The sequence below is a fragment of the Blastomonas sp. 34TW genome (assembly GCF_059803595.1).
On sequence record NZ_JAPFGW010000007.1, the window covers coordinates 187,774 to 209,125 of the forward strand.

Consider the following 21,352-nt stretch of genomic DNA (forward strand, 5'->3'; position numbering starts at 1 on the left):
GGTCAGCGCCCCGCCAAAATGGTATCGGAAAGTTTCTGCGCGCTGCCGGCATCGCGCAGCAGCGCATCGATGGCCGGACGCGCCGAGCCGTCGCCGCTGCGCTCTGCCGAGACGATCAGGATCATCGCTGGCTGGCTCTGGCGCAGCAACCGGGCCTTGAGCGATTCCAGCCGGATGCCGAGATTGCTGCCGGTGACGACATCGCCGACGCGATAGAAGGTCGCGACATCACGCACCGCCCTTCCCGGTCCGGTGATGATATCGGCCTTGCCGTCAGCGACCGCCGGCCCCTGCTCCACCCACGACCAGCGGCCGTCGGGATCGAGCGCGCCCTGGCCATAGCCGGTAATCTCGCGCCCTTCGGACTGGCCGTCGAACAGGGCGACATAGAGATCCACACGCTGGCCGTCGCGGGCATAGCTGGCGATCCAGCGGCGGTTGCTGCCCTGGGCGCGCGGCATCCAGGCGGTGTCGGGGGCATAGGCCACCCGCTGCCAGCCTTCGATTTCGGGCAGGCTGTTGCGCGCGGGCAGTGACGCACGTTCGGGCAGCCCCATCAATGCCCAGCCCAGCGGCGCCGCAAGCAGCAGCGCTGCGCCCGCGATCACGAGGCGATCATTGGGCGGCAGGTTGCGCGAGGCTTGTGCAAGGCGGTCTGCGGTCGCCGGATCGAGGAACGGATCGGTGACCTGGCGGTCGAAGAAGCGCCAGCCGATCGCCATCACCAGAATGAGCACCACTGCGAAGAAGATCCAGCCATAGAAGACATGGTCGAACCCTGCGGCGAAATCGAGGCCATATAGGTCGGCGATATAGATCGTCCCGAACGCGCGCACGCCGTTGGCGAGGATCGGGACGACGATCGACAAGGCGACGATGCCGATCCGGCGGGGCCAGCTGTTGAAGCAGACATTGGCGACGAGCACGCCATAGGCGACCATCGCGATCAGAAACTTGACCCCAGAACAGGCCTCCGCGACGCGGAACAGCGCGGTCGGGGTGGAGATGAACACGCCCTCGATATGCGCGGGGATGCCCGACCAGCCGAGCAGCAGCATCGAGATATCCGCCGTGATCGTCTGCAGCGGCGGCACCAGTTCCTCGCCCACGGGCACAAGGAAGAAGGCATAGCCGAGCGGGAACATCAGCGCGCGGCCGACATGCGGGCCAAGCAGCGCCAGGGCGCTGCCCTGGAGGAACATAACCAGCGCCAGATGCCGCGCCAGCGCGACGCCGGCGGCCTCGCCCAGCACCCAGCCGCCGCTCGCTGCCGCCATCACCAGCAGCCCGGGCCACCAGAGCGCGGGCGTGATCCGCTTGAGCTCCTGCGTGCGCGGCATGACGAGCCAGCCAAGGATGAACGGGATCAGCAGGATATGGTTGAAGGTGGAACTGTCCCACCAGATCGCCACCATATCCAGCGCATCGCGTGCGAACGCCGCAAGGATCGCCACCCAGGCGATGCCGAGCCGGATCAGCGCCGAGCGCCAGGCAGGGCTGAGCGGCTTGGGTTCGGCAGTTTCGGGAATGTCTGCAGCAAGGCTCGCCATCAGGCCGCGCTCGGCACCAGAGCGGGTGGCTGGTCGAGCCAGGCGAGCAGCGGGGCGAGCTGCGCATCCCATTGATAATGCTTCAGCATATGCGCGCGCGCCGCTGCGCCGATGGCCGCGGCCCGGCCCCGATCGACCGCCAGCGCGCAGATGGCGTCGATCATCGCGGTATCGTCTCGCGCGACCATGAAATGCGCGCCCGATTGCGCGACAATGCCTTCGGCTGCCGCGCCCGATGCAATGACCGGGCGCGCCATCGCCATGGCTTCCAGCACCTTGTTCTGGATGCCGCGTGCTATGCGCAAGGGCGCGACCACCATGTCGGCCGAACCGATCCACGGGCGGATGTCGTCGACTGCGCCCACCACATGCACCCCGGCACGCCCTTCGAGCGCGCGCACCGCCGGAGCGGGATTGCGCCCGACGATATGAAACCGCGCTTCGGGCAGCTGCTTCTGGACGGCGGGCAGCACGGCCTCGGCAAAATGGATCACCGCATCGACATTGGGCGCATAATCCATCTGGCCGGTGAACACGAGATGCGGTCCCGCCTCGCCCGCATAAGGCGCCGGGCCGACACCGACGGGATCGTAGAAGACCGTATCGATGCCATTGACCACCGGATTCACGCACACCTGCGGATCGCCAAGGCCCAGCCGGAACTCGGCCACCTCGGTGGGGCTACAGAACAGGCTGAGCTGCGCTCGGCGCGCCATCTGCCGTTCGAATGCGCCGAGCAGCCGCGCCTCGCGCGCGTGCACCAGCTTCATCGGACCGGCGGTCGCCTTGGCATAGGCGGCGAACTTGGCCGAATCCATGTCGACGAAATCGATGACCACGCGTCCGGCAAAGCTGGGCGGGATGAACTGCGCCATCTGACCCGAGAAAACGAAGATCGCGTCGATCGGACGGGTCGCCAGCAGCCGGGCGACATAATGCCGAATGTCCTGGCTATCGAAGGCGGTCAGAGACACCGGCTTGCCGCTGGGCAAGGCGTTGAGCCCGGCGCGCAGGTTCGAGATCGTGCGCCGTACCAGCAGGTGGCTGGCCGCGATCGCTGACAGGTCGGCCTCAGCGGCCATATCGGCCTCGGTCTCGCCAAAGGTGGCGACATGCACCGGTCCGCGCGCTGCCAGCGCCTTGAGGATCGCGTGCGAGCGGATCTTGTCGCCGCGGTCGGGCGGAAACGGGATTCGATGCGCCAGGAAGAGCAGCTCGCCCATCAGCCGAGCCCGTTGGCGATCCAGGGACCAAGCCGGTTGGCGATCGGCAACGGCAGCCGCTGCCACAGCGCGATCTGCAACCGGTATTTGGGGCTCAACGGATTGACGTCGCGCGGCGGCAGGCCATCGGCATTGCGCACGGCATAGCTGAGCGGCGCAGGCACAAAGCCCCAGTTCTTCTTGAACGCAAAAGCGCCGCTATCGACCTTCGAACGGCCGAAATCGAAACGGGTGCAGCCGCGGGCGCGCGCATGGTTCATCAGCGCATAATACATGACATCGTTGGCGCGCAGCCCGCGTGCCGCCCAGACCCCGCCGCCCCAGTATGGCATCACGCTGCCGCGATGATAGAGGCTGAGCACGCTCGCCACCGGCACATCGTCTTTCAGCACCGTCAGAATGTCGGCATCTTCGCCGAACGCATCGAGCACCGCCTCGAACAGCCCGCGCGGGAAGACCGGGGTACCGAGATTGCGCACGCTCTCCGCATAGACCGCATAATGCTGCTGCCGGTCGAGCGCGGAGGTGCCGGTGCGCACGGTCATGCCGTTGGCCAGGCCCTTGCGGACCTCTGCCCGCTGCTTGCGCGGGATCCATTCGAGCTGCTTCTGATCGGCATCGGGACCGTCGGCAACGAGCTCGGCGACGAAACCAGCGTGCGCGTCCGACTTGATCGTCCAGCGCGGATCGGCGGGCAGCATGCCACCGCGCAATTCCAGCGTCGGCGCGCTGTGGCGCTCGCATTGCAGCCAGGCAGCGTCGGCCAGCACCGCGGCGATCACCGCGTCATCGGCGAGGATGCCGCCATCGACGGCAAAGCCCGCCGAGACAATCGCGCGCCCGAACAGCGGCGAATGGACCACATGCAGCGGCAGATAGCCCGTGATCGAATTCGCAGGATCTTCCGCCACCAGTGCCAGCATTTGATGCCCGGTACCCTTTGCGACAGCCTCGCCCCAGGCCAGCCGGTGAAACGCGGTGGCGGAGGGGTGTGCTTCGATCCAGGCAGCGAGCCGCGCGCGTTCCTGCGCGTCGTCCAGCGCAGCGATGCGGACCGCAGGCGCGGCTATCACGGGTGGCGCGAAATGCAGCATCACAGCTTGCCCGCCGCGAGCGGAAGCGCGATCTCGTCAATCCGGCACCAGCTGAAATCGCGCGTCAGCCGCTCGAGCTTGTCCGCCATCGCGTCCAGCCCGGTATAGTGCCGCAGCCGTGAGCGCAGCGGCGCACCTTCGACGCGCGGCTGATCGGGATCGACCTCCCAGGGGTGGAAATAAAAGATCGCGGGCTGACCGTCGGTAGAGTTCACGCGGTTCAGCGCCCAGCGCGAAAGCGCATAGGGCAATATGCGGAAGAAGCCGCCTCCCCCCGCGCCGAAGCGGCGCTCGCCCAGTTGCACGGTGGTGACCGGCAGCTCGATCAGTTCCGATCCTTCGACCGGATGAAAGGCAAAGCGCGGCGCGGCGCGCCAGCCATAATGATCATGCGCGATCGGCGCGACGCTCGACGAATAGGCATAGCCGCGCTCAGCCAGGATCGGGTGCGCCCAGGGCGTGCGCTGGTCGATCGAGAAGCTCGGTGCGCGATAGCCCCTGATCGCGACGCCGCCGGCATCCTCGAGCGCCTTGCGCGCCTTGTCGATATCCTCGGCGAACAGGTCGGGCGTCATCGTGAAGACGCGTGTGTGGTCCCAGCCATGGCTGGCAATCTCGTGCCCCTCGGCGATGATGCGGCGGATCAGCGCCGGGTGCCGGTGCGCCACCCAGCCGAGCGTGAAAAAGGTCGCCTTGACCCCGCAGTGCGCGAACAGGTCGAGCACCGCGCCGGTGTTCAGCTCGACGCGGCTGGCAATGCCGTCCCAGTCGGCCGGATCGATCGTGTTCTCGAACGCGCCGACCTGAAAATACTCTTCGACATCAACCGAGAGGCCGTTGACGATGCGCCTGTCGGCAGTGCGATGCTGGCCCAGCGATGCTTCGCGCACGGTCATTCACTCCCGGCCCCATGGGGCAAAATCATTCCGGTCAGGCTGCCCGGCCCTTGGGCCACATGCCAGCAGAATCGTCTTCGACCCAGCCGACCAGAAGCGCAAGCACGCGGTGCAGCGTCTGTTGCTGCTCGGCTTGCAGCCTTTCCAGCGCCTCGATCCGCCGGACCAGCGGCTCGACATCGCTGATGGGTGCGGGGCGCGATTCCAGCGCATCGACCCGATCCAGCGCTGTCTGCAACTCCTGCACCAGCAGCGCGCGCGCGTCCTGCTGCTCGGTAGCGAAGGCGCGCACCTCGCGGACGAAATGGTTGAAATCGCTGCGGCTGACCTCCGGAACGGCGGCCGGAGCTGCTGGCGCTGCGGCTTCCGGAGCGGGAGCGACCGGAGCGGCATATTCGGCATGGCGCGCAGCGCTCGCCAGCATCGCCTCGTTCTGCCAGTCCTCGTCATTCATCTGGTCCATCGCCAGATCGGCCAGCACGGCATCGATCAGCGACGCGTCGATCGTTTCGCGATCATCCACCGCCGCCATCAGCAGTACGCGGTTGATCAGCATGTTGACCTTGCGCGGAATGCCGCCGGTTTCGGCAAACAGGCGCCCCCAGACATCTTCGGCAAAGGCCGGGCGTCCGGTCCAGCCGACCAGCTTCATCCGGTGTTCGACATAGGGCTGCACCTCGTGCAGGTCCATGGCGCCCAGATGATGCGTTGCGATGATCCGCTGGCGCAGCTGTTCGAGGCCCGGCGCACCATGCACCATCGCGCGGAATTCTGGCTGACCGAGCAGGAAGATCTGCAGCAGCGGATGGCTGCCGAGCTGGAAGTTCGACAGCATGCGCAGTTCTTCGAGCGCGGGCATCGGCAGGTTCTGCGATTCATCGACCACGAGCAGGCAGCGGCGACCGGCGCGCGCTTCGGTGTGGAGGAAATGCTCGATCGCGGCCAGCGTGCCGGTCTTGTCGAGCCCCGCCGTGGCGACGCCGAAGCTGCTCGCCACCATGTGCAGCAGGTCGTCGCCCTTGAGCTGCGTGGTGACGATCTGCGCTGCCGTCAGCCGCGCCTTGTCCACGGTCTGCATCAGATGCGCGACCAGCGTGGACTTGCCCGCACCGATCTCGCCGGTGATGATGATGAAGCCCTCGCCCTGCGCCAGGCCGTAGCCCAGATAGGACATCGCCTTGCGGTGCGTTGCGCTCTCGAAATAGAAGCGCGGATCGGGCGTCAGCTGGAAGGGCCGTCCGGTCAGGCCGTAATGGGTCTCAAACATGGGCTTTCCCCCTGATCTTCAAGTCAATATTACTGGAACGAATAGCGCAGCGCCAGTAGCGCGGAGGCTACTAGATTGCTTTCGAAGCCCTTGGGATCGAAATAGTCGAGCCCCAGTGCCAGCGTCCCGTTGAAGCGGTTGGTGAAGTTGCGGCCATAAGCGATATTGGTGCCCAGGCCGAGCACGTCGGTCCCGCCGCCATTCAGCACCTGACCGGGACCATTTTCCAGATAATTGGCAAAAATGGTGCCGGTGATGCTGGAACGCGCATCCAGCTGCTTGGCGGCCACATAACTGGCAAACCAGATCTCGTCGATCGTCTGGTCGAAGCCGGCCAGCGCGCCATTGTCCGCTGCGAAGAACTTGCGGCGGCTATAGCCTGCGCCAAAGCCGTGCTGCCAGTCGCCGCTGGTCAGGCTGATCTGCCCGGTGACCCCACGTGTACGGAAGGCCGACGAGGCGACCGACTGGAGCGCGTCATTGAGGCAGTTGCCGCCCCCGCCCACGCCGAAGAAGCACGCGTTGAGGTCGCCGCTCAGCGGATTGCGCGTCGCATCGAACTGCGTGGGCAGGCCCGCCAGATTGTCGTTCAGTCGCGATCCGAAGCCGGCGACCAGATCGTACACCGTCACGTTCGCCGCCACGCGCTGGTTGGGCGTATAGCTGAAGGTGCCGTAATAGGTCAGGCTGTCATAGCGCTTGCCCACCCGCGCTTCGAGCGAGGTGCGGCGGCTGGGGCGCCAGAGCACGCCGACATCCCAGATGAGGCCATCCTGATCGTAGGATAGCAGGCGCGGCGAATTGCTGTTGGTGACAAGCCGTCCGTCATTGCCGACGACCGGGTTGCCTGCGGCATCGCGCACCGCATCGCGTTCCGAAATCTCGATATCCTCATAGCCCACGCCGCCGACCAGCGCGAGCGTGGCGCTGACCGGAACGGTGACATCCGCGCGCACGATCTTGTCGTCGAAGCGCTGGTCGAGCTGGCTCGCATCCTCGCGATACCAGCCGCCGCTGACCGACCAGCCGATGGGGAGGAAGCCGCCCGGCTGCTGGCCGATGGCCAGGCTCGCGGCATGGTTGACGCTGTCGCCGAACAGGTCGAGCGGCAGCGCGCCCGCCGGCAGCGCGACGGCATCAGCCTCCACCTTGGTATAGCCGATTCGGTAGAGTGCGTTGACATCGACTGTGCCGACTTGCGTCGCCAATGTCGGGCCGGCATAGACCGAATAGATCTGCGTGACATTGTCCGACCCGCCGATCAGGTTGCTGGGGGCTGCGCCGCGATTGTCGATGCGCGAGCGTATGCCGAGCGCGCCTGTCTCGAGGGACAGCGTGTTGGGGATGATCTGCAGATTGCCGCGCGCGATACCGCTGATCGCGTCCTCGTCGCCAAAATCGTCGTTCCACGAGAAGCGCCGCTCATAGCGAACGCTGACCTGCGCCTCGGCGCGCGAGGTCGCGACCGCCGCATCGACGCCGACTGCGGCCAGGCTGTAGGTCAAAAGGTCGCCGCCATTCTTGAGATCGGCGCTCAGCACCTGGCCGACTTCGAGATAGGGTACGACGACCGACCGGCGGCCATTGGCCAGCCCGCCGCTGCGGCCGCCCTGCCCCTGGCTCTGTCCCTGGCCGATGCCGGGATCGACCCCGCCGCCCTGCTGCGCCAGTGCGGCCTGTGGCATGGCCACCGCTGCCGCCAGCGCGGCCAGCGAAAGGCCCGCCCTGCTACCCTTGAAATCCGACCATCTTGCCATGGTCATTCTCCATATCCGTAATAGGATCCGAAGCTGCGACCCGAGGGGGAGAATTTCACCCCGTTGAGCAGCAGCTGTATCTGGTTGCAGCCGGCAATCAGGCTGAGCGCATCGCGCAGCGCGCGTTCGCTGGTGACATCGGCGCGCACCACCATCAGCGCATGGCCGACATGCTGCGCGATCGTCGCAGCCGGCGATGCCGCGAGCAGCGGCGGCGAATCGAAGATCACGATCCGGCCCGGACGTCCGGCGGTCAGGCTGGCCAGCACCTCCTGCGTGCGCGCCGAAGCGAGATATTCGCTGTCCGTATTGGTTTGACGCCCGGCGGGGAGCACTGAAAGCCCGGGTATGTCGGTCGGGATGATCAGGTCCTGCACGTCCACCGCCGGATCGGCCAGCGCGTCCATCAACCCGCTCTGCCCGGCAATGCCAAGCGAGGACAGGATGCTGGGCTTGGCGAAATCGGCATCGACCAGCACGACGTCATGGTCCTTCTCGGTCGCGATCGAGAGCGCCAGATTGATCGCGCTGTACGTCTTGCCGTCGCCCGGATTGGCCGAGCAGATCAGGATGCGCTGCGCGGCAACGCCGAGGCCTGCATTGATCTCTGCCTGGACGCTGACGAGCAGGCGGCGCTTCACGATGCGGAATTCTTCCGAAATGCTGGTCACCGGACCATCGGGAACGATGAACGCGGATTCGCGCAGCAAATCGCGATCGACCTCGGCAACCGGCAGCACCGGCCCGCGCGGCACGACGGGTGCGATAGTAACCTGCGGCGCAACGGGCGCTGCTGCAGCGGGTGCAGGCGCAGAAACAACCGGCGGCACCACTGGAGCCGGAGCGGCAGGGACTACGGCAGCAGGCGCCGCAACCGGCGCCTCGGGCAGCTTCGGTGCTTCCGGACTCAGAGCTTTCCGGAAATCGTACATCTGCGACGCGCGCTCGATCAGCGAGCGCGGACCTTCGTCCTTGTCGGGCGACTTGATGGGATCGTGCATGGTCATGTCTCTTTCGCCCCTCAAACCACCGAACCGCGCTGGATGAACTCGATGATCAGCAGCACCAGGAAGACACCGACCAGCGCCCCGCCCGAGCCGATATACATGCGCAGCTTGCGCTTGCGCTCGTCGCGCTGCGCCTGGGTCAGCATCTGCGAAATCGATCCAATCACCGGCAGACCCGAAGCTGCCTCCAGCTTGGCCGAGGTAGGATAGCTGGCGCTCAGCTGGCCGAGCGCGAACGCTCCGCCGATGCCACCGGCAATGCCTGCAAACAGCACCGCAGCCAGCAGCAGCGGCCGCTTGGGCGCGATCGGCGTGCGCGGGCTCGACGGCGGCGTGATCAGGTCGAAACGCACCGCGTCGGTCTGCGTCTCCACCTGGCCGCGCAGCCGCACCTGCTCGCGATCGGCGAGCAGCTTGTCATATTGCGCCTTCAGAACCTCATAGTCGCGCGCGATGCGCGCCTGCTCGGCAGCGACACCCGGCTCCTGGATCTGCTTGGCGACCATCGCGTTCATCTCGCCCTGCAGCGAAGCCTTGCGCTGCTGCAGCGCGGAGACCGCCGCCTGGCGCTCGGCCTTCATGCTGACCAGCGAGCTGTAAGCCGGATTGGGCACGCCATAGGCCGTGCTCGCGCCCGCGCCTGCGGCCTTGAGCGCGGCGATCTGGTTCTTGATCGCCTGGACATCGGGATGCTGATCGGTCAGGCCGCGCGCCTTCATTCCGGCCAACTCACCCTGAGCCTGCGCGAGCGGATTGACGGCCCCGGTCGTGCCACCGGCGATCGTCTGCGGCGTCCCGGCAATCTGGCCATTTATCGCAGCCAGCGCGCTCTGCGCGGCGATGAGCTGCGAATCGATCTGGTTGATCTCCACCCGGCCCTGTTCGAGCCGCTGGCTGACCGAGCCGATGCCGGGGAGCATGCCGAGATTCTCGGTCTCGAACTTGACCCGCTTCTGCTCGGCAATCTCGAGTTCCTTCTGCCGCTTGGCGATCTGCTCGTTCAGAAAGCGCAGCGTGTCGCTGGTCTCGCCCCGGCCACCGGCCAGGTTTTCCTCGACGAACAGGTCGATCAGCTTCTGCACCACGGCGCGCGACAGGTTCGCCGCCTCGCCGTCGGAACGACCCGAGGCGGTCATCGTCGCCGAAATCTCGAACAGGTTGCTCTGTTCGGACTTGATCTTGATCGCGCTGCGCAGGCCGTTCACCGCGCCCTCGATCTCGCGCGGGGTCACCAGGCCCTTGCCCAGATCGGTACCGCGCACGACCTTTTCCAGGTTCGCTGCCGAAGTCAGCGTCTGCTGCACCGTGTCGATCTGCTTCTGCTGCTCTGCCGGATTGACGCCGGTATTCTCGGGCAGGATCGACTTGGTCTGGACGAACAGCTTGGCCTGCGATTCATAAGTATTGGGGATCATCGCGACCGCCAGCCAGCCGACGAGACAGATCACCCAGGCGATTCCCATGGCAATCCAGCGGCGTTGCCACACGCTGTGTACCGCGATCCGGAATTCTTCGTACAGGCCATTCATCGGTCAGGCTTTTCTTTCGCTGTTGCGGTGCGGGCGGTCAGGCTTGGGCCTTAGAACATGCTTTCGGGGATGATAATGACATCGCCGGGCTGCAGCAGCACGTTCGCGCGGCTGTCGCCCTTCTTGATGAGGTCGCCCAATTTGATCGGATATTCCTGCTGGCGGCCCGACACCTTGTCGAAGCGCACCAACTTGGCGCGGTTACCCGCGGCGAATTCGGACAGGCCACCAACCGCGATCATCGCGTCGAGCAGCGTCATGTTGGCGCGATACGGGATCGAGGCCGGCTTTTCGGTCGCGCCGACGATGCGCACCTGCTGCGAGAAGGTGCCGGCAAAGCTGTTGACGATGACCGAGACGATCGGCTCCTGGATATATTGCGACAGCTGCAGCTTGATGTCCTCGGCGAGCATTGTCGGGGTCTTGCCGACCGCGGGCATGTCTGTGATCAGCGGCGTGGTGATGCGACCATCGGGACGCACCTGCACCTTCGCGCCAAGCTCCGGATTGCGCCACACGAACACCGTCAGTTCATCGAGCGGCCCGATGATATATTCCTCGCCGGGCCCATCGGAGAGTGAGACGAACGATGCCGGAGGAAGCTGCGGACCGCTGGCAGTGGACGCGCAAGCACTCAGCAAAGCCGTCGCCGCGAGCGCCGCGATTCCCATTTTCAACAGACGGAACAATCCCATGTCAGCACCTTTTTCGTCGTCCCGCGAATCCCTTGCGCACGGCAAAAAGCCAGGCCGGGTCCACGCAGATTGGCATCAGCTATGACGAAAAAGGGTGAACATAGCGTTAGTGTTTGATGGCGCAGGCGATTTTACGATGTTGCTTGGGCGCGCGGTAACCTTGGGGGTGCGCGGCGTCCTGAGATGAGCGCACCCGCTCGCATCGCTTCACCCGAACAACATCCGCTCAGCGGAAGTCGAAGAACTATACAGGGCAAATCCCAAATGCTATTAAATAGCAATGAACGTTCTGGTCTTGATTGGGTCTGGTGCCCTTGCTGGAGCATGTTTCGCGCTGATATTCGGCACACGACCGATTGGATGGATTTCGCTGATCCTTGTCCCTATCGCCGCGATATTCTACGTCTACGCGTGGCAGCATAACCATCCGGAAAACCTGCGATCAACCAGCGCACTGGACTATGTTTTCATCACACCGGTTCCATTGGTTGGTGCGTTAATCGCTTATGGAGCCGTTTTCTTCGTGAACTTATGGCTGGAAACCCGTCGCTTTTAGGGCAGCTTTGTGAGTCTTACCAAGCCCCCTCACCCCCGCAACCGCGCCAGAAACCGTGCCCAGCCGCGTGACCATTTATTGAACACCTTCGCTTCATCCGAAGCAAACGCCGCCGCCTTGATGTGCTCTGACCGATTGGGATAAGGCACAATCAGGCTGGCGACGCCGAAGGTCGAGGATTTGCCCGCGATCATCATCGCGATCGGCAGGATCAGGTCGCCCGCGCCGCGCCCGACCACGGTGCCGCCGATGACCTTGCTGCCCTTCTTGACCAGCTTCACGAAGCCGGTGACCTCGCGCTCGGTCACCGCGCGGTCGTTATGGTCGAAGTCCTCGCGCCAGACGGTCACCTTGTCACCGAACCGGCGGCGCGCCTCCTCCTCGGTCAGGCCGACCTGCGCGAGTTCGGGGTCGGTATAGGTGACCCAGGGGAGCGCTGCATAATTGGCCTTGGTCGGCACGCCCAGGCTGATCTCGAGCGCGACATTGCCGCCCTCGTATCCGCTGGCATGGGTGAAGCGCGGGCCGTCGCGGCAGTCGCCGATCGCGTAGATGTGTTTCGCACTCGTCCGCCGCCGGGCATCGACCTGAATGCCCCGCTTGTCGTAAGCCACGCCCGCGACCTCCAGCCCCAGCCCGTCGAAATTCACCTCGCGCCCCGTCGCGATCAGCAGGTGCGTGCCGGTGAGCGTGCGGCCATCCTTGAGCGTGAGGACAAGGCCGTCGGCGGTCTTTTCCACCGCATCGCCCTCGGCATCGTGGATGATCTCGACGCCCTCGCTCTGCAGCCGGTCGATGACGATCTTCGCGGCATCGGCATCGTCCTTGGGGAACGGCCGTCCCAGTGTCGCCACCACGACTTGCGACCCCAGCCGCCGGAAGCTCTGCGCCAGCTCCATGCCGATCGGCCCACCGCCCAGCACGATCAGCCGCTGCGGCAGTTCGGTGAGATCCCAGACATTATGGTTGGTAAGATAGGGCACCGCATCGAGCCCCCTGATCGGCGGCACAAAGGCGCGGCTGCCCACCGCGATCACGATGCGCGGCGCGGTGTAGGTCTTACCACCCACCACCACGCTCTTCGGCCCAGTGAAGCTGGCATCGCCGCGCACGACCTCCACCCCCATGCCTTCGAAGCGCTCGACGCTGTCATGCGGCTCTATGGTCTTGATCGCCTGGTGCACCGCATCGTGCACCGCGCGGAAATCGACGACGGGCTCCACTGAGGCCATGCCGAAATCGCTCGCGGTGCGCAGATCGTGCGCGCGGTGCGCGGCGGAGATCAGCGCCTTGCTGGGCACGCAGCCGGTGTTGAGGCAATCGCCACCCATAGGTCCGCGCTCGATCAGCAGTGGCCTCAATCCGAACATCGCGAGGCCGCCCGAGCAGACCAGCCCCGCCGACCCCGCCCCGATCACGATCACGTCATGCGTATATCCCATGGACTGCCCTTCGCCTTCAATTTGCCGCTGGTTACCGCAGCGCCGCAAGGCTAGTGTTTGTGCGTCATGGCCAAGGGAATCCAGCATGAATCTTGAAAATTCGCGCGAATATTATGGCAAGGTGCTGTCGGAATCGGCGGACCTGCGCACCGATGCCTGCACCACGGCGGAGCGCCCTCCCCTGGCTGTCATCAAGGCGCTGGCCAATGTCCATCCAGACGTCAAGGCGCGCTATTATGGCTGCGGCCTGATCGCCCCCTCGGCCATCGCAGGCGCGCGCATTCTCGATTTGGGTTCAGGCTCGGGCCAGGATGCTTATATCCTGGCGCAGCTGGTCGGCGAACATGGCGAGGTCGTCGGCGTCGACGCAACGCCCGAACAGCTCGCCGTCGCCAATGCGCATCTCGAATGGCATCGCGAAACCTTCGGCTATGCCAGGTCGAACGTCCGCTTTGTCGAGGGCGATATCGAGAAGCTCGACGAGCTGGACCTCGAACCCGGCAGCTTCGACATCATCGTGTCGAACTGCGTGATCAACCTCGTCGCGGACAAGGCCAAGGTGTTCGCCGATGCGCACCGGCTGCTGAAGCCCGGCGGCGAGATGTACTTCTCCGACGTCTATTCGAGCAGGCGGGTGCCGCAGCATCTGCTCAGCGATCCGGTGCTGCACGGCGAGTGCCTGTCGGGCGCGCTCTATTGGGGCGATTTCCTCAAGCTCGCCAAGGCCGCTGGGTTCACCGACCCGCGCCTGGTCAAGGACCGTCCGCTCGGCATCGGCGATGCGCGCATTGCCGAAATGCTCGACGGTATCGATTTCTTCTCCGCCACCTATCGGCTGTTCAAACTGGGCGATCTCGAGCCCGAATGCGAGGATTACGGCCAGGCGGTGGTCTATCTCGGCACGGTCGAGGGCGAGGAGCGCGTGTTCACGCTCGACAAGCATCACGAAATCGAACGCGGACGCATCTTCCCGATCTGCGGCAATAGCTGGAAGATGCTGGCCGACACGCGCTTTGCCGAGCATTTCCAGTTCATCGGCGATTTCTCGACGCATTATGGGGTGTTTGCCGGATGCGGCGGCGGCCTGCCGTTTGCGCAGGCTTCCGGAGAGAATAGCGCGGTTGCGGCGGGTTGTTGCTGAACGGTCAGTTGTCCCCCGTCTCCTGAACCACCCCATGCACTCCACGCCCGCTCAGCCTGAGCCTGTCGAAGGCCCCGCGCTCACGCCAACCCAAAGCGCCCTCCGCTTTCCGGCGAAAGCCGGAATCCAGAGCGTGCAGAGCGCAATCTCGCCCCTGGACGCCGGCTTTCGCCGGAGAACGGCAGCGCGTCTTGCAATAATAACGCGAGGCCTTCGACAGGCTCAGGCTGAGCGGATGTGGTTAGCGGCTGCGAAAAGGGAGCGCCGATGCACGTCTTCCTGACCGGAGCAACCGGCCTCGTTGGCGGCGCGCTGGCGGGTGCGCTTATTGATGCCGGGCACCGCGTCACCGTGCTGGTGCGGGGCGAAGGGCGCGACGTGCTCGACATGGACGGTCGCGACCGGATCGACGCGCTGACCGCGCTCCAGGGCGATGTCGCACAGCCGGGCTTCGGAATGGCCGCGCCGCCCGCAGCCATCGACCTGCTGATCCATTGCGCCGCCACGGTCGATTTCGCCGCCAGCGATGCGGTGCACGAAGCGGTCAATGTCGGCGGCACCGCCCATGCCATTGCGCTTTCCCGCGCCTGGAACTGCCCGCTGCTGCACGTCTCGACCGCCTATGTCTGCGGCCGCGCCGATGGCGTGATCGGCGAGGAACCCGCCGATCCGCTGGCGAGCTTCACCAACGGTTACGAGGCCAGCAAGGCGCGCGCCGAGGCCTTGGTCGAGGCGGCGCGGCGCGACGGGCTGGTCGCCGCGATCGCCCGCCCTGCGATCATCGTTGGGCGGCTCGGCGATGGCGCAATCGCGCGGATCGACGGTTTCCATCACCTGTTCCGGCTGTTCGGATCGCCGCTGCTGGGCGATGTCCCCGCCGCACCGCAGGCCGCGTTCGCGATCGTGCCGATCTGTCACGTCACCGCCGGGCTCATGGCGATGGCAGAGAACATGGCCGCGTTCGACGGCGTGCGGGTGCATCTGGTCGGGGCCGAGCCATTCGCGATGGCGGACATGCTGCGGATCGTGGCCGATTATCCGGGCACTGTTCCGGCGCGGATGATCGACCCTGTCACCTATGACCCGGCTGCGCTCGACCGCCGCACCGCGATGGTGCATCGTAGGATCGGTCCGCAATTCTTCGACTATTTCCTGCGCAGCCCGTGTTTTGCTGGCGGCAGCTTGCAGCGGATCACAGGGATTGATGCGCCGAGAGTCGACGAGGCAGCTTTCCGGCGGATGATCGATCATTGTGTGAAAGTCGGCTTTCTGGATTGGCGGTAGCAACGACGTCCCGAGCGAAGTCGAGGGACGTGTGCATGACGTCAGCCCCTTGCGCCAACCCTTTGCTTTCAACATGATGCCTCATCCACACGCCACAGGGGCCCACATCCATGAAACATATCCTCCTCGCCACGCTCGCTCTCGCCCTGCCCTCGGTCGCACTGGCGGGCGAGGCCGAAGATGCCGCCACCGCGCAGACGCTGAAGGCCATCGATGCACGCTATGGCGACACGGCGAAAGTCGCGCGGCAGATCTGGGAATGGGCCGAGGTCGGCTACAAGGAGGAACGGTCGAGCGCGCTGCTGCAGGAGCGGCTGAAGACCGCCGGCTTCAAGGTGACCGCCGGCGTCGCGGGCATCCCCACTGCGTTCGTCGCCGAATATGGCAGCGGCGGGCCGGTAATCGCGATCCTGGCGGAATATGACGCGCTTCCCGGCATCAACCAGGATGCGCTGCCCACCCGCGCGCAGCTGCCCGGCAAGGGCGCGGCGCATGCCTGCGGGCACAACCTGTTCGCGGCTGGCTCCCTGGGCGCAGCGCTCGCGGTGCGCGACTGGCTCAAGGCCACCGGCACGCCGGGCCGTGTCCGGCTCTATGGCACCCCGGCGGAGGAAGGCGGCAGCGGCAAGGTCTATCTGGTGCGCGAAGGCCTGTTCAAGGATGTCGATTTCTCGATCCACTGGCATGCCGATGACGAGAACAGCGCGGCGGCGCGGACCAGCCTCGCCAACCGTTCGGCCAAGTTCCGCTTCACCGGCGTCTCCGCCCATGCCGCAGGCGCTCCCGAAAAGGCCCGCTCCGCGCTCGACGGGGTCGAGGCGATGAACATGATGGCCAACATGATGCGCGAGCATGTGCCGCAGCAGACACGCATGCATTATGTCATCACCGAAGGCGGCAGCGCGCCCAATGTGGTGCCCGATTTTGCCGAGGTCTTCTATTATGTCCGCCACCCCGATGCCGATGAGGTGCGACGCATCTGGACCCGGCTGGAAGCCGCAGCGCAAGGCGCGGCGCAGGGCACCGGCACCAAGGTGGAATGGGAGATCATTCACGGCAACAACGCGCTGCTGGTCAACGAGCCGCTGGCGAAGATGATGGACGCCAAGCTGCGCCAGGTCGGGGGGATCAGTTACACGCCCGAGGAAACGAGGTTCGCCGAAGGCATCCGCCAGAGCTTCGACAAGCCCGACCTGCCGCTGGGCAGCCAGAGCGAGATCCAGCCCTATGACGTGACTTTGGGCTATGGCTCGACCGATGTCGGCGATGTCTCCTATGCCACGCCGACCGTGGGCGTGCGCACCGCAACCTGGGTACCGGGCACGTCGTCGCACAGCTGGCAATCGGCGGCAGCGAGCGGCATGTCGATCGGCTTCAAGGGGGCGCAGGTCGCCGCCAAGGCGATGACGCTGGCGGCGATCGAGCTCTATACCAACCCCGCCTTGCGCGACGAGGCGACTGCGGCCTTCAAACAGGCGCTGGGGCCGAACTACACCTACAATTCGCTGCTCGGCGACCGCAAGCCGCCGCTCGATTACCGGGATTGAGCTTTATACGTCATCCCCGCGAAAGCGGGAATCCCGCTTATGCGTAGGGATTGCCTGTAGAAGCGGGACCCCCGCCTTCGCGGGGTGACGACACCTCATCCGGCGAGGCAGTCACTCAGCTGAAATTCGCCGCGCGCTTCTGCATGAACGCGAACACCGCCTCCATTTGGTTGGGCGTGCGGATGATGTCTTCCTGCAGCACGCTTTCTTCCATCAGGATCGCGTCGGTGTCCATGTCCGGCGTGCGGTTGAACAGGTCCTTGGCGGCGCGGATCGCATCGGGGTTCTTGCCTGCGATCTCGGTGGCGATCGCCATCGCGCGCGCGTGCGGATCGGCGTCGACATGCGTGGCAAAACCGATCCGGCCCGCCTCTTCGCCGCTGAACTCGCGGTTGGTATAGGTCAGCTCGCGCAGCGCATCGTCGCGCACCGTGCCGCGCCACAGCGCATAGCCGCCCATGTCGGGGATCAGCCCCCAGCGCATTTCCATGATCGAAAGCCGCGCATCGGGCGCGATGATGCGCATGCACGCGCCGGACATTATCTGCAGTCCGCCGCCGAAGCACACGCCATGCACCGCCGCGATCACCGGCATCGGCAGCTTGCGCCAGCCGAATGCCACCTGCTGGAACTTGTTGGCATTGCCATAGGTGCGGTCGGTGAGCTTGGAGGGCGCCGAGCCATCCGATCCGCCCGCAGGCGCGGTAAAGCTCGCCATGTCGAGACCCGCGCAGAACGAGCGTCCCTCGCCCGACAGCACCACGGCGCGCACGCCCGGTTCCTTTTCCAGCCGGTCGATGGCACCGATGATGCCATCGAACATCGCCGGGTCCAGCGCGTTCATCTTGTCCGGGCGGTTGAGCCGCACATCGGCGACATGGTTTTCGATGGTAATGCTGACCCGGTCGTTCATGAAACTGCCTCTCCGTTGCGCTTGAGTGCCTGCTCCACCAGCGGGAGCTGATCGTTGCCGAAATACATATCGGTGCCTCTCACGAAAATCGAGGGCGATCCATAGCCGCCGCGCGCCACAAGCCGCTCGGTATTGGCGCGCAGACGGTCCTTGACCGGCTGGCAGTTCGCCGCCGCGACCAGGGCTTCGCCATCCATGCCGATCGCATCGGCGACCGCCGCTATTTCCGTCGCGTCATCGAGATTGCGCTGCTCGACGAAATAGGCGTGGAATGCGGCCTCGGCAAAGCGTTCGAGCGCCGCCTGATCATCCTCCAGCGCGCAGCAGGCACGCATGGCATTGACGCTCTTCAACGGATGCCAGGGCGCGGGGAATTTCAGCTCCACGTCGGCCAGCTTCGCCCAGTCGCGCATCACCTTGCCCATATGACGGAACTTGGGGCTGTCCATGGCCTCGCGCGCGGCATAGACCGACGGGTTCACGGCGTTGAACACCCCGCCGACCAGGATCGGCGTCCAGCGGATTTCCGCACTGTGCCGCGCGGCGAGCGGGCGGATGTTGTGGAAAGCGAGATAGGTCCAGGGGCTGGACAGGTCGAAGCAGAATTCGATGGCGTGGGTCATGGGTTATCCTTGGGGCATAGACTTGCGCTCAGGTCCTGATCCCGAACAGCGTTTCGCGCACCTTCGCGTCCGCCTGCGGGTTTCGGTTGATCGCGTCCTTCATCACGTTGAGGCCCGCCTGCAGCGCCGGGCGCGCGCGGCATAAAGCATACCACCGCTTGATGTTCGGATAATCGTCGAGCGTGATCTCCTGCCGCTTGTGCGTCATGATCCAGGGGAAGATCGCCATATCGGCAATCGTGTAATCCGCGCCCGCGACATGGTCCGCCTCGCCCAGCCGCCGGTCGAGCACGCCATAGAGCCGCGCGGTTTCGCGCTCGTAACGGTCGATGGCATAAGGCAGCTTTTCGGGCGCATAGAGCTTGAAATGGCCGTTCTGTCCCAGCATCGGCCCCAGCCCGCCCATCTGCCACATCAGCCATTGCATCACCAGATAGCGGCCGCGCAGATCGGCGGGCATGAACCGGCCCGATTTCTCCGCGAGATAGAGCAGGATCGCGCCGGTCTCGAACACGCTGACCGGATCGCCGCCGCCTTCGGGGGCATGATCGACGATCGCCGGGATACGGTTGTTCGGGCTGATCTTCAGGAATTCCGGTGCGAACTGCTCGCCTGCGCCGATATTGACCGGGCGGACCGTGTACGGCAGCCCGCATTCCTCGAGCATGATCGATATCTTCCACCCATTGGGTGTCGGGGCGTAATACAGATCGATCATGGCCTCTCCCGCGCAGATTCGCATTGCGTCTTGCAACCGACCATAATCGATGCGCGCGACGTGTCACCCCCCGGATGCGGATGCCCGGACAAGACGATAACCGCGATGCCGCACCGTCTCTATCCAGATACGATCTGCCATCCCGGCGAGCCTGCGGCGAAGCTTGCAGACATGCACTTCGACGCTGTTGGTGCCCGGATCGAACGGGGTCTGCCAGATGGCGTGGAGCAGATCGTCGCGGCTGACGATCTCGCCCGCATGGCGCACCAGCGCCAGCAGCAGATCATATTCGCGCGGCATCAGCGACAGCGTCTCTCCCTGCCAGCGCACCTGGCGCAGGCCGGTGTCGAAGGTGAAATCCGCAAGCCGGATATGCCCCTGCAGCGCTGCATTCAGCCGGGCAGCGGCCTTCATCCGGGCGGCAAGTTCATCCGGACCGACCCGCGCCGAAATGGCATCGTCGGCCCCGGCCTCGATCAGGCGGGCGCGGGTGCCGCTGGTGCCGGCGCCGACGAACAGAAGCGGGGCCGATCGCTGGGGAATGTCATCGATCCAGCTCTGCACGACGGCGCGGCAGCGGGCATCGCACAGCACGGGGCGATACCGCACGCGCGCCGGTCCGTCGAAATGCGGCTGCGCATCGATCCTGAAGCGCGCCAGCGCCAGCGCCAGGCGTTCCAGCTCGGTGCGATCGCTGCCCACCAGCAGCCAGGGTGGCATGGAGCCGTCCCTGGTTGCGGGCGCGGTAGACAGCGCTGGTCGATAGTGCACGTTCATAACGACCCCCTGGCCGATGCTGCGGTCTCGGGGGCATTAAACCGCGTTCATCGCGCGAAGGGGAGCACAGTCGCGTCCGAAACGAACCTACCCTTCCATCGCGATCAGGAGCCGACCGCCTGGCCCGGCGTGTTGACGCCCATGCTGGCGAGATAGCGCTTCACGTTGCGCGCGGCCTGACGGAGGCGCTGCTCGTTCTCGACCATCGCGATGCGGACATAGCCCTCACCGTCCTCGCCATAGCCGACGCCGGGTGCCACCGCGACCTTGGCGTGCTGCAGCAGCTGCTTGGAAAATTCGAGGCTTCCCATATGCTTGAGCGCGGGCGGCAGAGGAGCCCAGGCGAACATCGAGGCGCGCGGGGCCGGGATGTCCCACCCTGCCCGGCCGAACGCATCGATCATCACGTCGCGGCGCTTGTGATAGAGCTCGCGGTTCTTCTGGACGATATCCTGCGGGCCGTTGAGCGCCGCGCAGGCCGCCGCCTGGATCGGCGTAAATGCTCCATAATCGAGATAGCTCTTCACCCGGGTGAGCGCCGCGATCAGCTGGCGGTTGCCCACGGCAAAGCCCATGCGCCATCCGGCCATCGAATAGGTCTTCGACATCGAGGTGAACTCGATCGCGACATCCTTGGCACCCGGCACCTGCAGGATCGAGGGCGTCGGGCAGCCATCGTAATAGAGCTCGCTATAGGCAAGGTCGGACAGCACCCAGACCTTGTTCTCCTTCGCCCAGGCGACCAGCCGCTCGTAGAACGCCAGGTCGACCACTTCGGCGGTGGGGTTCGACGGATAGCCGACGACGAGCACCGAGGGGCGCGGCACGGTGAACGCCATCGCCCGGTCGAGCGAGCGCCAGTAATTCTCGTCCGGCGTGGTCGGCACCGACCGGATGGTCGCCCCGGCGATGATGAAGCCGAAGGTGTGGATCGGATAGCTGGGATTGGGCGCGAGCACGACATCGCCCGGCGCGGTGATCGCGGTGGCGAGGCTCGACAGGCCTTCCTTCGATCCCATCGTTACCACGACCTCGGTCTCGGGGTCGAGCTCGACATTGAAGCGGCGCGCATAATAGTTCGCCTGGGCGCGGCGCAGGCCGGGAATACCCTTGGACTGGCTGTAACCGTGCGCATCGGGCTTCATCGCCACTTCGCACAGCTTTTCGATCACGTGCGGCGGCGGCGGCAGATCGGGATTGCCCATGCCGAGATCGATAATGTCCTCTCCGGCCGCTCGCGCCGCGGCCCGCATCGCATTGACTTCGGCGATCACATAAGGCGGCAGGCGTTTGATGCGGTAGAATTCGTCGGACATAAGGATTTCGCTTTTCA

19 protein-coding genes are annotated in these 21,352 nt (G+C 65.3%); 4 read left to right on the plus strand and 15 right to left on the minus strand.

Annotated features, from left to right (window positions below; translation table 11 throughout):
- Positions 1 to 2: 2 nt before the first annotated feature.
- From xrtA to OPU69_RS11110, 9 genes are read right to left on the minus strand one after another with little or no spacing between them, the layout of a single operon-like run.
- On the minus strand, positions 3 to 1,550 hold the full coding sequence (gene xrtA / locus OPU69_RS11070; protein ID WP_498511025.1) for an exosortase A: 1,548 nt from the start codon (positions 1,548 to 1,550) through the stop codon (positions 3 to 5).
- On the minus strand, positions 1,550 to 2,773 hold the full coding sequence (locus OPU69_RS11075) for a TIGR03087 family PEP-CTERM/XrtA system glycosyltransferase (RefSeq protein WP_498511027.1): 1,224 nt from the start codon (positions 2,771 to 2,773) through the stop codon (positions 1,550 to 1,552). The genes xrtA and OPU69_RS11075 overlap by 1 nt, the downstream gene beginning before the upstream one ends.
- Positions 2,773 to 3,867, minus strand: coding sequence for a FemAB family XrtA/PEP-CTERM system-associated protein (locus tag OPU69_RS11080; RefSeq protein ID WP_060980264.1), 1,095 nt, complete (start codon positions 3,865 to 3,867; stop codon positions 2,773 to 2,775). The genes OPU69_RS11075 and OPU69_RS11080 overlap by 1 nt, the downstream gene beginning before the upstream one ends.
- On the minus strand, positions 3,867 to 4,763 hold the full coding sequence (locus OPU69_RS11085) for an XrtA system polysaccharide deacetylase (RefSeq protein WP_498511029.1): 897 nt from the start codon (positions 4,761 to 4,763) through the stop codon (positions 3,867 to 3,869). Before OPU69_RS11085 ends, OPU69_RS11080 begins: the two co-directional genes overlap by 1 nt.
- 34 nt (positions 4,764 to 4,797) lie before the next feature.
- Positions 4,798 to 6,030 carry an XrtA/PEP-CTERM system-associated ATPase gene (locus OPU69_RS11090; protein ID WP_498511031.1) on the minus strand — a complete coding sequence of 411 codons (1,233 nt, stop codon included), beginning with the start codon at positions 6,028 to 6,030 and terminating at the stop codon, positions 4,798 to 4,800.
- 29 nt (positions 6,031 to 6,059) lie between these two features.
- Positions 6,060 to 7,787, minus strand: coding sequence for a hypothetical protein (locus tag OPU69_RS11095; protein ID WP_498511033.1), 1,728 nt, complete (start codon positions 7,785 to 7,787; stop codon positions 6,060 to 6,062).
- A gap of 2 nt (positions 7,788 to 7,789) precedes the next feature.
- Complete coding sequence (locus tag OPU69_RS11100) at positions 7,790 to 8,794, minus strand: P-loop NTPase family protein (RefSeq protein ID WP_060980268.1); 1,005 nt, start codon at positions 8,792 to 8,794, stop codon at positions 7,790 to 7,792.
- 14 nt (positions 8,795 to 8,808) lie between these two features.
- On the minus strand, positions 8,809 to 10,323 hold the full coding sequence (locus OPU69_RS11105) for an XrtA system polysaccharide chain length determinant (RefSeq protein ID WP_060980269.1): 1,515 nt from the start codon (positions 10,321 to 10,323) through the stop codon (positions 8,809 to 8,811).
- 50 nt (positions 10,324 to 10,373) lie between these two features.
- Positions 10,374 to 11,018, minus strand: coding sequence for an XrtA/PEP-CTERM system exopolysaccharide export protein (locus OPU69_RS11110; RefSeq protein WP_060980270.1), 645 nt, complete (start codon positions 11,016 to 11,018; stop codon positions 10,374 to 10,376).
- A 280-nt stretch (positions 11,019 to 11,298) separates the two neighbouring features.
- Here OPU69_RS11110 and OPU69_RS11115 point away from each other — a divergent pair, with 280 nt between their 5' ends.
- Positions 11,299 to 11,574 carry a hypothetical protein gene (locus OPU69_RS11115; RefSeq protein WP_498511036.1) on the plus strand — a complete coding sequence of 92 codons (276 nt, stop codon included), beginning with the start codon at positions 11,299 to 11,301 and terminating at the stop codon, positions 11,572 to 11,574.
- A gap of 29 nt (positions 11,575 to 11,603) precedes the next feature.
- On the opposite strand, the gene OPU69_RS11120 is transcribed toward OPU69_RS11115, so the two are convergent.
- Entirely contained in the window at positions 11,604 to 13,016 is a 1,413-nt protein-coding gene (locus tag OPU69_RS11120; RefSeq protein ID WP_498511038.1) for a dihydrolipoyl dehydrogenase family protein, read from the minus strand.
- 85 nt (positions 13,017 to 13,101) lie between these two features.
- On the opposite strand from OPU69_RS11120, the gene OPU69_RS11125 reads away from it, so the two are divergent.
- The 3 genes from OPU69_RS11125 (at position 13,102) to OPU69_RS11135 (ending at position 16,988) form a co-directional block, all read left to right on the plus strand.
- Positions 13,102 to 14,157, plus strand: a complete 1,056-nt coding sequence (locus OPU69_RS11125; protein WP_060980272.1) for a methyltransferase domain-containing protein — start codon at positions 13,102 to 13,104, stop codon at positions 14,155 to 14,157.
- 267 nt (positions 14,158 to 14,424) lie between these two features.
- Positions 14,425 to 15,441 (plus strand): SDR family oxidoreductase, encoded by a 1,017-nt coding sequence (locus OPU69_RS11130; RefSeq protein WP_498511041.1) that lies wholly within the window; start codon positions 14,425 to 14,427, stop codon positions 15,439 to 15,441.
- Positions 15,442 to 15,551: 110 nt separating this feature from the next.
- Complete coding sequence (locus OPU69_RS11135; RefSeq protein WP_498511043.1) at positions 15,552 to 16,988, plus strand: amidohydrolase; 1,437 nt, start codon at positions 15,552 to 15,554, stop codon at positions 16,986 to 16,988.
- Between the two features lie 115 nt (positions 16,989 to 17,103).
- Here OPU69_RS11135 and OPU69_RS11140 read toward each other — a convergent pair whose 3' ends face one another.
- The 5 genes from OPU69_RS11140 to OPU69_RS11160 all read right to left on the minus strand — a co-directional run bounded on the left by OPU69_RS11140 (position 17,104) and on the right by OPU69_RS11160 (position 21,335).
- Positions 17,104 to 17,901, minus strand: coding sequence for a crotonase/enoyl-CoA hydratase family protein (locus OPU69_RS11140; RefSeq protein WP_060980275.1), 798 nt, complete (start codon positions 17,899 to 17,901; stop codon positions 17,104 to 17,106).
- Complete coding sequence (locus OPU69_RS11145) at positions 17,898 to 18,524, minus strand: 2-hydroxychromene-2-carboxylate isomerase (RefSeq protein ID WP_498511046.1); 627 nt, start codon at positions 18,522 to 18,524, stop codon at positions 17,898 to 17,900. The genes OPU69_RS11140 and OPU69_RS11145 overlap by 4 nt, the downstream gene beginning before the upstream one ends.
- A gap of 28 nt (positions 18,525 to 18,552) precedes the next feature.
- Positions 18,553 to 19,242, minus strand: coding sequence for a glutathione binding-like protein (locus OPU69_RS11150; protein ID WP_498511048.1), 690 nt, complete (start codon positions 19,240 to 19,242; stop codon positions 18,553 to 18,555).
- 63 nt (positions 19,243 to 19,305) lie between these two features.
- Positions 19,306 to 19,962 (minus strand): winged helix-turn-helix domain-containing protein, encoded by a 657-nt coding sequence (locus tag OPU69_RS11155; RefSeq protein WP_066215514.1) that lies wholly within the window; start codon positions 19,960 to 19,962, stop codon positions 19,306 to 19,308.
- Positions 19,963 to 20,123: 161 nt separating this feature from the next.
- The gene (locus OPU69_RS11160) at positions 20,124 to 21,335 is read right to left on the minus strand and encodes an LL-diaminopimelate aminotransferase (protein WP_060980279.1); all 1,212 of its coding nucleotides are present in this window, start codon (positions 21,333 to 21,335) and stop codon (positions 20,124 to 20,126) included.
- Positions 21,336 to 21,352 lie beyond the last annotated feature (17 nt).

Coding starts and splice junctions, on each gene's coding strand:
- OPU69_RS11145 (WP_498511046.1), bottom strand. CDS start 18,524: ATGACCCACGCCATCGAATTCTGCTTCGACCTGTCCAGCCCCTGGACC.
- OPU69_RS11085 (WP_498511029.1), bottom strand. CDS start 4,763: ATGACCGTGCGCGAAGCATCGCTGGGCCAGCATCGCACTGCCGACAGG.
- xrtA (WP_498511025.1), bottom strand. CDS start 1,550: ATGGCGAGCCTTGCTGCAGACATTCCCGAAACTGCCGAACCCAAGCCG.
- OPU69_RS11100 (WP_060980268.1), bottom strand. CDS start 8,794: ATGACCATGCACGATCCCATCAAGTCGCCCGACAAGGACGAAGGTCCG.
- OPU69_RS11125 (WP_060980272.1), top strand. CDS start 13,102: ATGAATCTTGAAAATTCGCGCGAATATTATGGCAAGGTGCTGTCGGAA.
- OPU69_RS11135 (WP_498511043.1), top strand. CDS start 15,552: ATGAAACATATCCTCCTCGCCACGCTCGCTCTCGCCCTGCCCTCGGTC.
- OPU69_RS11080 (WP_060980264.1), bottom strand. CDS start 3,867: ATGCTGCATTTCGCGCCACCCGTGATAGCCGCGCCTGCGGTCCGCATC.
- OPU69_RS11105 (WP_060980269.1), bottom strand. CDS start 10,323: ATGAATGGCCTGTACGAAGAATTCCGGATCGCGGTACACAGCGTGTGG.
- OPU69_RS11115 (WP_498511036.1), top strand. CDS start 11,299: ATGAACGTTCTGGTCTTGATTGGGTCTGGTGCCCTTGCTGGAGCATGT.
- OPU69_RS11075 (WP_498511027.1), bottom strand. CDS start 2,773: ATGGGCGAGCTGCTCTTCCTGGCGCATCGAATCCCGTTTCCGCCCGAC.
- OPU69_RS11110 (WP_060980270.1), bottom strand. CDS start 11,018: ATGGGATTGTTCCGTCTGTTGAAAATGGGAATCGCGGCGCTCGCGGCG.
- OPU69_RS11140 (WP_060980275.1), bottom strand. CDS start 17,901: ATGAACGACCGGGTCAGCATTACCATCGAAAACCATGTCGCCGATGTG.
- OPU69_RS11120 (WP_498511038.1), bottom strand. CDS start 13,016: ATGGGATATACGCATGACGTGATCGTGATCGGGGCGGGGTCGGCGGGG.
- OPU69_RS11160 (WP_060980279.1), bottom strand. CDS start 21,335: ATGTCCGACGAATTCTACCGCATCAAACGCCTGCCGCCTTATGTGATC.
- OPU69_RS11150 (WP_498511048.1), bottom strand. CDS start 19,242: ATGATCGATCTGTATTACGCCCCGACACCCAATGGGTGGAAGATATCG.
- OPU69_RS11155 (WP_066215514.1), bottom strand. CDS start 19,962: ATGCCACCCTGGCTGCTGGTGGGCAGCGATCGCACCGAGCTGGAACGC.
- OPU69_RS11095 (WP_498511033.1), bottom strand. CDS start 7,787: ATGGCAAGATGGTCGGATTTCAAGGGTAGCAGGGCGGGCCTTTCGCTG.
- OPU69_RS11090 (WP_498511031.1), bottom strand. CDS start 6,030: ATGTTTGAGACCCATTACGGCCTGACCGGACGGCCCTTCCAGCTGACG.
- OPU69_RS11130 (WP_498511041.1), top strand. CDS start 14,425: ATGCACGTCTTCCTGACCGGAGCAACCGGCCTCGTTGGCGGCGCGCTG.